Origin of the sequence: Serratia sp. 506_PEND (assembly GCF_001076875.1) — a bacterium.
Classification (GTDB): Bacteria; Pseudomonadota; Gammaproteobacteria; order Enterobacterales; family Enterobacteriaceae; genus Serratia; species Serratia marcescens.
Map to the genome: position 1 here is coordinate 42,543 of NZ_JVEL01000456.1, position 10,152 is coordinate 52,694.

General features: G+C 58.8%; 10 protein-coding genes and 1 tRNA gene. 7 read left to right on the plus strand and 4 right to left on the minus strand.

Going from position 1 to position 10,152, the window contains the following annotated elements:
* Positions 1-18: 18 nt before the first annotated feature.
* Genes pmrB through dacB form a run of 3 tightly spaced genes read right to left on the minus strand, consistent with a single transcriptional unit; the run spans position 19 to position 3,181 of the window.
* The gene (gene pmrB, locus ADK28_RS17900; protein WP_021504259.1) at positions 19-1,080 is read right to left on the minus strand and encodes a two-component system sensor histidine kinase PmrB; all 1,062 of its coding nucleotides are present in this window, start codon (positions 1,078-1,080) and stop codon (positions 19-21) included.
* Complete coding sequence (pmrA, locus tag ADK28_RS17905; protein WP_004933545.1) at positions 1,077-1,739, minus strand: two-component system response regulator PmrA; 663 nt, start codon at positions 1,737-1,739, stop codon at positions 1,077-1,079. The genes pmrB and pmrA overlap by 4 nt, the downstream gene beginning before the upstream one ends.
* 8 nt (positions 1,740-1,747) lie before the next feature.
* Positions 1,748-3,181, minus strand: a complete 1,434-nt coding sequence (gene dacB / locus ADK28_RS17910) for a serine-type D-Ala-D-Ala carboxypeptidase (protein ID WP_048796301.1) — start codon at positions 3,179-3,181, stop codon at positions 1,748-1,750.
* 256 nt (positions 3,182-3,437) lie between these two features.
* Here dacB and greA point away from each other — a divergent pair, with 256 nt between their 5' ends.
* Positions 3,438-3,914, plus strand: a complete 477-nt coding sequence (greA, locus tag ADK28_RS17915) for a transcription elongation factor GreA (protein ID WP_004933539.1) — start codon at positions 3,438-3,440, stop codon at positions 3,912-3,914.
* Positions 3,915-4,026: 112 nt separating this feature from the next.
* Here the strand turns inward: greA and yhbY are convergent, their stop codons facing one another.
* Positions 4,027-4,320, minus strand: coding sequence for a ribosome assembly RNA-binding protein YhbY (yhbY, locus tag ADK28_RS17920; protein WP_004933536.1), 294 nt, complete (start codon positions 4,318-4,320; stop codon positions 4,027-4,029).
* Between the two features lie 143 nt (positions 4,321-4,463).
* Here yhbY and rlmE point away from each other — a divergent pair, with 143 nt between their 5' ends.
* The 6 genes from rlmE (at position 4,464) to ADK28_RS17950 (ending at position 10,063) form a co-directional block, all read left to right on the plus strand.
* Positions 4,464-5,093, plus strand: a complete 630-nt coding sequence (gene rlmE, locus ADK28_RS17925; RefSeq protein ID WP_004933533.1) for a 23S rRNA (uridine(2552)-2'-O)-methyltransferase RlmE — start codon at positions 4,464-4,466, stop codon at positions 5,091-5,093.
* A gap of 56 nt (positions 5,094-5,149) precedes the next feature.
* On the plus strand, positions 5,150-7,081 hold the full coding sequence (gene ftsH / locus ADK28_RS17930; RefSeq protein ID WP_004933529.1) for an ATP-dependent zinc metalloprotease FtsH: 1,932 nt from the start codon (positions 5,150-5,152) through the stop codon (positions 7,079-7,081).
* Between the two features lie 92 nt (positions 7,082-7,173).
* The gene (gene folP / locus ADK28_RS17935; protein ID WP_048796302.1) at positions 7,174-8,010 is read left to right on the plus strand and encodes a dihydropteroate synthase; all 837 of its coding nucleotides are present in this window, start codon (positions 7,174-7,176) and stop codon (positions 8,008-8,010) included.
* Between the two features lie 4 nt (positions 8,011-8,014).
* On the plus strand, positions 8,015-9,352 hold the full coding sequence (glmM, locus tag ADK28_RS17940) for a phosphoglucosamine mutase (RefSeq protein ID WP_004933522.1): 1,338 nt from the start codon (positions 8,015-8,017) through the stop codon (positions 9,350-9,352).
* Between the two features lie 220 nt (positions 9,353-9,572).
* Entirely contained in the window at positions 9,573-9,908 is a 336-nt protein-coding gene (secG, locus tag ADK28_RS17945; protein WP_004933519.1) for a preprotein translocase subunit SecG, read from the plus strand.
* Positions 9,909-9,976: 68 nt separating this feature from the next.
* Positions 9,977-10,063 (plus strand) — tRNA-Leu (locus ADK28_RS17950).
* Positions 10,064-10,152: the final 89 nt, after the last annotated feature.

Below are 10,152 nucleotides of genomic sequence, written 5' to 3' on the forward strand. Positions count from 1 at the left end.
AGCAACGCTGGGCCCTTGTTATTTGAGCGCCTTTTCCGGCAGCCAGCACTGGGCATTCAGGCCGCGCGCATCGCGGCGGTTTTCCAGCGTCAAACGCCCCTGGTGCAGTTGCGCGATGCGGATCACGATATTCAGGCCCAGTCCGCTGCCGCCGTAGCGTTGATCCATGCGGCGAAACGCCTGCGTCAGTTCCCCGACCATCTCTTCCTTGATTCCCGGGCCATCGTCGATGACCTGCAGCAGATAGCCGTTGTCTTGCGGCGTTAACCGCACCTGTATCGCGCCGCCTTCCGGGCCGTAACGGTGGGCGTTTTCGACCAGGTTGCGCAGCAGCAGCCGCAGCAGCACCGGATCGCCGTTCACGGTGGCAGCAGCCGGCAATTGCCAGCCCAGCGTCTGCCCGCGTTGGGCGGCCATTTCGTCGAGCTCTTCACGCAGCGGCTGGATCACATCGGCCACCCAATCGAAATGCTGATAATGGCCGCTGGCGAAGTCTTGCCCGGCGCGCGACAGCATCAGCAACTGCTCGACGGTGTGCATCAGCTGATCGATGCGGGCGATCAGCGCCTGGCTGCCCTTGACGCCCTGCTTTTCCATCAGTTCCAGGTGCAGGCGGATGCCGGCCAGCGGCGTGCGTAGCTCGTGGGCGGCGTCGGCAGTGAACAGGCGTTCCTGTTGAATGGTGTTATCCAGCCGTGAAAACAGCTGATTGAGCGCATTGGTGACCGCCACCATTTCCTGACTGTCGCTGGTGATCGGCAGCGGCGTCAGGTTATCGGCAGAGCGTTTTTCCAGCCGTTGCTGCAATTGGTTGAGCGGGCGGATGATCCAACTGATGGCCCAAAACGACGCCAACAGCGTGACGATCATCATGATCAGCGAAGGCGCCAACAGCGACGCGATGGCCTCGGCAATCTCGGTATCGACGCGTTCGGTACGCACTTTGGCGGACAGGGTTTCGTCCACCAGGAAGCTGATCTGCTCCTGGCTTTCGTGCCACAGCCAGAAGGCGCTGATGAGTTGCGTGACCAGCAGGATCAGCGCCAGCATCAGCAGCAGGCGGCGGCGCATGCTGATCATGACGAGGGTTCCAGGCGGTAGCCGATGCCGCGCACGGTGCGGATGCGATCCTTGCCCAGTTTGCGGCGCAGGTTGTGGATATGCACTTCCAGGGTGTTGGACCCTAAATCGTCTTGCCAGGTGTAGAGATCCTGCTGCAAGAGTTCGCGGTTGACCGTCTGCCCGGCACGCATGATCAGGCGCGCCAGAATGGCGAACTCTTTCGGCGTGACCTCCACCGGCTGCTGTTGCAGATAGACCTGCTGGCTGGAGAGATTCAACTGCAGGTCATCCACCTGCATCAGATTGTCGCTGTGACCCTGGTAGCGCCGCAGGAGGGCGCGCACGCGCGCCTGCAGCTCAACCAGCGCGAAGGGTTTGACCAGGTAGTCGTCGGCGCCGGCGTCCAGCCCATCGACGCGGTCTTCCAGGGCGTCGCGGGCGGTCAGGATCAGCACCGGCAGATCGATCTGTTGGCGGCGCCACTGCCGCAGCAGCGCGGCGCCGTCCATGTCCGGCAGACCGAGATCCAGGATCACCATGCTGTATTGGCTGGTGATGAGCAGGCTGCTGGCTTCCGCCGCTGTGGCGGCGCAGTCGCACACGTAGCCTTCGCCGGTCAGCGCCAGCGCCAACCCTTGTTGCAGCAGTTCATCATCTTCAACGACCAGCAGCTTCATGGCGATCCTCAGTTGTTTTGGTAAATATCCCGATACAGGCGACTTTCGAAACGCACCAGCGGCGCGCGGCGCTGTTTCTGATCTTCCGGCGGCACGGCGTAGCCGGAGAGATACTGCACGAAGGCCATGCGCTGGCCGCTGGCGGTAGTGATGAAGCCCGCCAGGTTGTAGACGCCCTGCAGCGCGCCGGTCTTGGCCGACACCTTGCCGTCTACGCCGGCCTCATGCAGGCCGCCGCGGTAGCGCAGGGTGCCGTCATAACCGGACAGCGGCAGCATCGAGATAAAGTTCAGCTCGTTGTCGTGCTGCGCGATGTACTGCAGCGCCTGCATCATGGTCGCCGGGGCCAGCAGGTTGTGGCGCGACAGGCCGGAACCGTCGGCGATGATGGTGTTGCCCAGATCGATGCCGGCCTTCTGGCGCAGCACCTGGCGTACCGCATCGGAACCTGCTCGCCAGGTGCCCGGCACGCCGAAGCGCTCGTGGCCGATCGTGCGGAAGACGGTATCGGCGATCATGTTGTCCGATTTCTTCAGCATGATTTTCAACAGATCGTGCAGCGGCGCCGACTGGGTTTGCGCGATCACCGTGCCGGTGATGCCGGGGCGCGTTTGGCGTTTCAAATGCCCGTCGATCTGGATATCGGCCTGCGTCAGCTCGTCTTTCAGTATGGCGCCCGCATAGCTGGCACCGTCCTGGATGGCGAAGGCCAACGGCAGCGGTTCGCTGCGCTGCGTCAGGCAGCCGGTCAGGGTAAAGCGGTTCAGCTCGCCCGGCACCACGTCCAGTTCGCAGTATTGCGCGTCTGCGGATCCGCGCGCCAGGGTGCGCACCTGGCTAAACATATTGACCGGATAATAGGAGGCGACGCGGATAAACGCCATGTCGCCCGGGTTCGGCGCGCTGTACAGCGAGACCGAGAAACAGTTGCGATCGACGATGGCGGCGGCCGGCGGCGCGCTGAAGCACTGCGTCAGATCGTTCCACGGCCAACCGGGCGCCTTGTCATGGCTGGCGAAGACCGAGGTATCGACCAGCACGTCGCCGCTGATTTGGCGCACGCCCTGCTTCTTCAGGACGGCCACCATATTGCGCAGGCTCTGACGTTTGAAGGTCGGATCGCCGCTGAAGCGGGCGATCAGGTTGCCGCGCAGCACGCCGTCGCGGATATCGCCCTGGATCTCCAGCGTGGTGGTGAAACGGTAATCGGGCCCGAGTTGCAGCAATGCCGCCAGCGCCGTCAGCACTTTTTGGGTACTGGCCGGCAGCGCCATCTGCTGAGAGTGATAATCGATCGTCGGCGCACCGGCACCGATCTTCTGAACGACCAGGGCAAGGTTGGCCCCATCAGGCAGATATTGTGTGTACTCTTCAACCGGGGCCGCATTCGCATTCAGAACAAATGCGCAAGCCAATGCACTGACAATTCGTGAAAAACGCATAATCTCGGGATAACAGCTGGATAACGTGCCGTCATACTACGGTGCAATCAGGGAAAAAGTAAACGATGACCCTCAAGGAACTCTAGGCTAAAATGCGTATCAAAATGCAAAACCGATCTTGGCTTGGGCCCCGTTCCGAGTCAGGTTTCTTTTGTTTGTCGCCTGGAGGCGGGGGGCGGAATGCCAACCGTGTTTTCATACGAATACGTCAGGATGACGGTTATTTGAACAGGAAAGATTTAGAGGTATTTATACGATGAACCAAATTCCGATGACCTTGTTTGGCGCTGAAAAACTGCGCGAAGAGCTCGAATATCTGAAAAGCGTGCGCCGCCCGAAAATCATTGCGGATATCGCTGAAGCGCGTGAACACGGCGACTTGAAAGAAAATGCCGAGTACCATGCCGCCCGCGAACAGCAGGGTTTCTGCGAAGGCCGCATTCAGGAGATCGAAGCCAAGCTGTCCAATGCGCAGGTGATCGATATCACCAAGATGCCGAACACCGGTCGGGTGATCTTCGGCGCCACCGTATCGGTGATGAATCTGGACAGCGAAGAAGAAGTGACTTACCGCATCGTTGGCGACGATGAGGCCGATTTCAAGAAAAATCTGATTTCGGTAAACTCGCCGATGGCGCGCGGCCTGATCGGCAAAGAGCAAGACGATGTGGTGGTGATCAAAACCCCTGGCGGCGACGTGGAATACGAGATCCTGAAGGTCGAGTATCTCTGATCGGGACCGTTGGTCATTAATGCGCCAACGTTTTGTAAAGATAGGAAAAAGGCCGCAAGCGGCCTTTTATCTTGGTCAGGCGCATGGCACCTTTTCGTTAACCTGATGGTTATTAACGCGGTAGACTGATCTTGCGCTCTTTCGACGGGCGGTAAAGAATAAGCGTACTGCCGATAACTTGCACATTGCAGGCGCCCGTTTCACGCACGATAGCGTCGGCGATCAGGGTCTTGGTTTCGCGATCTTCAGCGGCGATTTTTACCTTGATCAGCTCATGATGCTCCAGAGCCTGTTCAATTTCAGCCAGCACCCCTTCGGTAAGACCGTTATTGCCCAGCATCACCACCGGTTTTAACGGATGCGCCAGGCCTTTCAGGTGCTGTTTTTGTTTATTATTCAGATTCATTGTCTTTTTTGCTTAAGTTGGGATTGAAAACGGTACATTCTACCGCCATCTCATGTATATCACCAAATCGGTCTTCACCGGTGTGAGTCTACGTGAGCAGCGACCCTGACATAAGACTCTTTTTATGATAGTTGGAAAACGAGATGGCTAATAAAAAGCGTTCGGCTAGCTCCAGTCGCTGGTTACAAGAACACTTTAGCGATAAATATGTACAGCAGGCGCAGAAAAAGGGACTGCGTTCCCGTGCCTGGTTTAAACTTGATGAAATACAGCAGAGCGACAAACTGTTCAAACCGGGCATGACCGTGGTTGACCTGGGCGCCGCACCGGGCGGCTGGTCGCAGTATGTGGTCACCCAAATCGGCGGTACCGGGCGCATCATCGCCTGTGATATTTTGCCAATGGATCCTATCGTTGGCGTCGATTTCCTTCAGGGCGATTTTCGTGATGAACTGGTGCTGAAGGCGCTGTTGGAACGAGTAGGCGAGAGTAAGGTTCAGGTGGTCATGTCCGATATGGCCCCGAATATGAGTGGCACCCCGGCGGTCGACATTCCAAGGTCGATGTATCTGGTGGAGTTGGCGCTGGATATGTGTCGTGATGTCCTCGCACCAGGCGGAAGTTTCCTGGTGAAGGTGTTCCAGGGAGATGGCTTTGACGAGTACCTACGGGAAATTCGCTCCCTGTTTACGAAGGTTAAGATTCGTAAGCCAGACGCTTCCCGCGCCCGTTCGCGCGAAGTGTACATTGTAGCGACAGGGCGCAAACTGTAGTACCCTAACGCTGTTTGTTAACACAGTTGTAAGATGAGGTTAATCCCTTGAGTGACATGGCGAAAAACCTAATTCTCTGGTTAGTCATCGCGGTAGTGTTGATGTCTGTATTCCAGAGCTTTGGGCCCAGCGAGTCGAATGGCCGTAGGGTGGATTACTCTACCTTCATGTCCGAACTGACCCAGGACCAGGTTCGCGAAGCGCGAATCAACGGACGTGAAATTAACGTTACCAAGAAAGACAGTAACAAATACACGACCTACATCCCTGTCAACGATCCCAAGTTGCTGGATACGTTGTTAACGAAGAATGTGAAAGTTGTCGGCGAGCCGCCTGAAGAGCCGAGCCTGCTGGCTTCTATCTTTATCTCCTGGTTCCCGATGCTGTTGCTGATCGGGGTCTGGATCTTCTTTATGCGGCAAATGCAGGGCGGCGGCGGCAAGGGCGCGATGTCCTTCGGCAAGAGCAAGGCCCGCATGCTGACGGAAGACCAGATCAAGACCACTTTCGCCGATGTCGCCGGTTGTGACGAAGCGAAAGAAGAGGTGAGCGAACTGGTGGAATACCTGCGCGAGCCGAGCCGTTTCCAGAAATTGGGCGGCAAGATCCCGAAAGGCGTGCTGATGGTCGGCCCGCCGGGGACCGGTAAAACGCTGTTGGCGAAAGCGATCGCCGGCGAAGCGAAGGTGCCGTTCTTCACCATTTCCGGTTCCGACTTCGTTGAAATGTTCGTCGGCGTGGGGGCATCCCGCGTGCGTGACATGTTTGAACAAGCGAAGAAAGCCGCGCCGTGCATCATCTTCATCGATGAAATCGACGCAGTCGGCCGCCAGCGTGGCGCCGGCCTGGGTGGCGGTCACGATGAGCGCGAGCAGACCCTGAACCAGATGCTGGTTGAGATGGACGGTTTCGAAGGCAACGAGGGCATCATCGTCATCGCGGCCACCAACCGTCCGGACGTGCTTGACCCCGCGCTGCTGCGCCCGGGCCGTTTCGACCGTCAGGTCGTGGTCGGGCTGCCGGATGTGCGTGGCCGTGAGCAGATCCTGAAGGTGCACATGCGCCGCGTGCCGTTGGCTGCCGACATCGACGCCTCCGTCATTGCGCGCGGTACGCCGGGCTTCTCCGGTGCCGACCTGGCCAACCTGGTCAACGAAGCGGCGCTGTTCGCCGCCCGCGGCAACAAGCGCGTGGTGTCGATGGTGGAGTTCGAGAAAGCCAAAGACAAGATCATGATGGGTGCGGAACGTCGCTCCATGGTGATGACTGAAGCGCAGAAAGAGTCGACCGCGTATCACGAAGCGGGCCACGCCATCATCGGCCGCCTGGTTCCTGAACACGATCCGGTACACAAAGTGACGATCATTCCTCGTGGCCGTGCGCTTGGCGTGACCTTCTTCCTGCCGGAAGGGGATGCGATCAGCGCCAGCCGTCAGAAGCTGGAGAGCCAAATCTCCACCCTGTACGGCGGTCGTCTGGCGGAAGAGATCATCTACGGGCCGGAAAAAGTCTCTACCGGTGCGTCGAACGACATCAAAGTGGCGACCTCCATCGCCCGTAACATGGTGACCCAATGGGGCTTCTCCGAGAAGCTGGGGCCGCTGCTGTATGCGGAAGAAGAAGGTGAAGTGTTCCTGGGCCGCTCCGTGGCCAAGGCGAAGCACATGTCGGATGAAACCGCGCGTATCATCGACCAGGAAGTGAAGTCGCTGATCGAACGTAACTACACGCGTGCTCGCTCGCTGCTGATGGAAAACATGGACATCCTGCACTCGATGAAGGATGCGCTGATGAAGTATGAAACCATCGATGCGCCGCAGATCGACGATCTGATGAACCGCAAAGACGTGCGTCCGCCGGCGGGCTGGGACGATGCGAACAAAGGCAACAGCTCCGACAACGGCGGCACCCCGAAAGCCCCGACGCCGGTAGATGAGCCGCGCACCCCAACGCCGGGCAACACCATGTCCGAACAGCTCGACAAGTAAGAACGGCTGTGTAATAACATCAAACCCCGGTACGCCGGGGTTTTTTTTTGCCCGGCGGGCAGTGAACCAGGCAACAGTAAGGTGGACCAACCATGCAGTTAACCGTGCGCGACATGACGCTCAATCTCTCCCATCCACAGGTGATGGGCATCCTCAACGTGACGCCGGATTCGTTTTCCGACGGCGGCCGCCACAACACCCTGAACCAGGCGCTGGTGCACGCGCATGCGCTGATTTCGGCCGGCGCTACGATGATTGATATCGGCGGCGAGTCGACAAGGCCGGGGGCGGCGGAGGTGAGTGAAGAGGAAGAATTGGAACGGGTCGTGCCGGTGGTGGAAGCGCTGGCGCAGCGTTTCGAAGTCTTCATCTCGGTCGATACCTCGAAAGCGGCTGTGATCCGCGAATCGGCGCACGCCGGCGCGCATCTGATCAACGACATTCGTTCGCTGCAGGAGCCGGGTGCCCTGGCGGCGGCGGCGGAAAGCGGCCTGCCGGTCTGCCTGATGCACATGCAGGGGCAGCCGCGCACCATGCAACAGGCACCGCACTACGACGATCTGATCGCCGACGTTCAGGCGTTTTTCGAACACCATATCCAGCGCTGTAACGAGGCAGGGATAACAAATCAGAAATTGCTGCTCGACCCAGGCTTCGGTTTCGGTAAAAATTTGTCGCACAACTATCAGCTTCTGGCCCGGTTGTCGGAGTTTCATCGTTTTGGTTTGCCGCTGTTGGTCGGCATGTCGCGCAAATCGATGATTGGACAACTGCTGAACGTGCCGCCGGATCAACGGGTTATCGGCAGCGTGGCCTGCGCGGTGATCGCGGCGATGCAGGGTGCGCAGATTGTCAGAGTGCATGACGTTAAAGAAACCGTCGAGGCGATGCGTGTCGTCGAGGCAACACTTTCAGCTAAGGGACAGTAGAGACATGAGCGAGCGCAAATATTTTGGCACCGACGGCATTCGTGGCAAGGTCGGGGACAGCCCCATCACGCCGGACTTCGTGCTGAAGCTGGGCTGGGCGGCCGGCAAGGTGCTGGCGCGTCACGGTTCCCGCAAGATCATCATCGGTAAGGATACGCGCATCTCCGGCTATATGCTGGAGTCCGCGCTGGAAGCCGGTCTGGCGGCCGCCGGATTGTCCGCCTCCTTCACCGGGCCGATGCCCACGCCGGCGGTGGCTTATTTGACGCGTACCTTCCGTGCTGAAGCGGGCATTGTCATTTCCGCTTCGCATAACCCGTTCTATGACAACGGCATCAAGTTTTTCTCGATCGACGGCGCCAAGCTGCCGGACAATGTCGAAGAAGCGATCGAGGCCGAGATGGAAAAGCCGCTGACCTGCGTGGAGTCCTCGGAGCTGGGTAAAGCCAGCCGCATCATCGACGCCGCCGGCCGCTATATCGAATTCTGCAAAGGCACCTTTCCGAGCGAGCTGAGCCTGAAAGGGCTGAAAATCGTGGTCGACTGCGCCAACGGCGCGACTTACCACATCGCGCCGAGCGTGCTGCGCGAGCTGGGCGCCACGGTGATCGCCATCGGCGTTGAGCCGGACGGCATGAACATCAACGAGAAATGCGGCGCTACCGATGTGCGTCAGCTGCAGGAGCGCGTGCTGCAGGAAAAAGCGCACGTTGGCCTGGCGTTCGACGGCGACGGCGACCGCGTGATGATGGTGGATCACCTGGGCAACAAGGTGGACGGCGATCAGATCCTGTACATCATCGCCCGCGAAGGCCTGCGTCAGGGTCAGCTGCGCGGCGGCGCGGTCGGCACCCTGATGAGCAATATGGGGCTGGAACTGGCGCTGAAACAGCTGGGCATTCCGTTCGCTCGCGCCAAAGTGGGCGACCGTTACGTGCTGGAGAAGCTGCAGGAGTTGGGCTGGCGCATCGGTGCGGAAAACTCCGGCCATGTGATCCTGCTGGACAAAACCACCACCGGCGATGGCATCGTGGCCGGGTTGCAGGTGCTGACCGCCATGGTGCGCAACCACATGAGCCTGCATGACCTGTGCAGCGGCATGAAGCTGTTGCCGCAGATCCTGGTCAACGTGCGTTTCGCCGGCGATCACAATCCGCTGGAATCTGAAGCGGTGCGCAAGGTCACCGAACAGGTGGAAGCCGAGCTGGCCGGCCGCGGCCGGGTGCTGCTGCGTAAATCGGGCACCGAGCCGCTGATCCGCGTGATGGTGGAGGGCGAGGACGAGCAGCAGGTGACCGCGCTGGCGCATCGCATCGCCGACGCGGTGAAATCCGCAGGTTAAAACAGACAGTTAGCCACCGGGCTTGGCATCGCTGAGCCCGAATAGACGATTGTTGGCGTTTTTTTCCGCAAACGCGCCGGCGGCTGCAAATTGCCCTTGCGCGGGTTGGCGGCTTTGGTTAGTATTCACACCCGCTTCAGTAGGCAGTTTATAAACACGCCTGCTTGATGAGTGTGAAGCATTTGGCATGCGGTGAGGCCGCAAGGATACGGGTACTACTATGTACGAAGCTCTTCTGGTAATTTTCCTGCTGATTTCAATCGGGCTGGTTGCTCTGATTATGTTGCAGCAAGGTAAAGGCGCTGATATGGGAGCCTCTTTCGGAGCAGGTGCATCAGGCACGTTGTTCGGTTCGAGTGGTTCCGGTAACTTTATGACCCGCATGACTGCTGTATTGGCGACGCTGTTCTTCGTCATCAGCCTGATTTTGGGCAACCTCAGCAGCAACCAAAGCAAGAAAGGCAGCGAGTGGGAAAATCTGGGTCAGCCGGTGAAAACTGAGCAGACAACCGCGCCGGCAGCACCTGCCAAGCCGAGCAGCGACATCCCGCAGTAAGCCGTAAAAGTTTGTAAACGGTGGTTGTGAACTCGAAAGAACAACGGCCGTTAGCAGTAAGAATCAGTACCGAGGTGGTGGAATTGGTAGACACGCTACCTTGAGGTGGTAGTGCCCTAACGGGCTTGTGGGTTCGAGTCCCATCCTCGGTACCAAATCCCAGAGATAACTTGCAATTTTGCGATTATCGGCGTAGTATTTGCCACGTTTTCGGACGCGGGGTGGAGCAGCCTGGTAGCTCGTC

Coding starts and splice junctions, on each gene's coding strand:
- pmrB (WP_021504259.1), bottom strand. CDS start 1,080: ATGATCAGCATGCGCCGCCGCCTGCTGCTGATGCTGGCGCTGATCCTG.
- pmrA (WP_004933545.1), bottom strand. CDS start 1,739: ATGAAGCTGCTGGTCGTTGAAGATGATGAACTGCTGCAACAAGGGTTG.
- dacB (WP_048796301.1), bottom strand. CDS start 3,181: ATGCGTTTTTCACGAATTGTCAGTGCATTGGCTTGCGCATTTGTTCTG.
- greA (WP_004933539.1), top strand. CDS start 3,438: ATGAACCAAATTCCGATGACCTTGTTTGGCGCTGAAAAACTGCGCGAA.
- yhbY (WP_004933536.1), bottom strand. CDS start 4,320: ATGAATCTGAATAATAAACAAAAACAGCACCTGAAAGGCCTGGCGCAT.
- rlmE (WP_004933533.1), top strand. CDS start 4,464: ATGGCTAATAAAAAGCGTTCGGCTAGCTCCAGTCGCTGGTTACAAGAA.
- ftsH (WP_004933529.1), top strand. CDS start 5,150: ATGGCGAAAAACCTAATTCTCTGGTTAGTCATCGCGGTAGTGTTGATG.
- folP (WP_048796302.1), top strand. CDS start 7,174: ATGCAGTTAACCGTGCGCGACATGACGCTCAATCTCTCCCATCCACAG.
- glmM (WP_004933522.1), top strand. CDS start 8,015: ATGAGCGAGCGCAAATATTTTGGCACCGACGGCATTCGTGGCAAGGTC.
- secG (WP_004933519.1), top strand. CDS start 9,573: ATGTACGAAGCTCTTCTGGTAATTTTCCTGCTGATTTCAATCGGGCTG.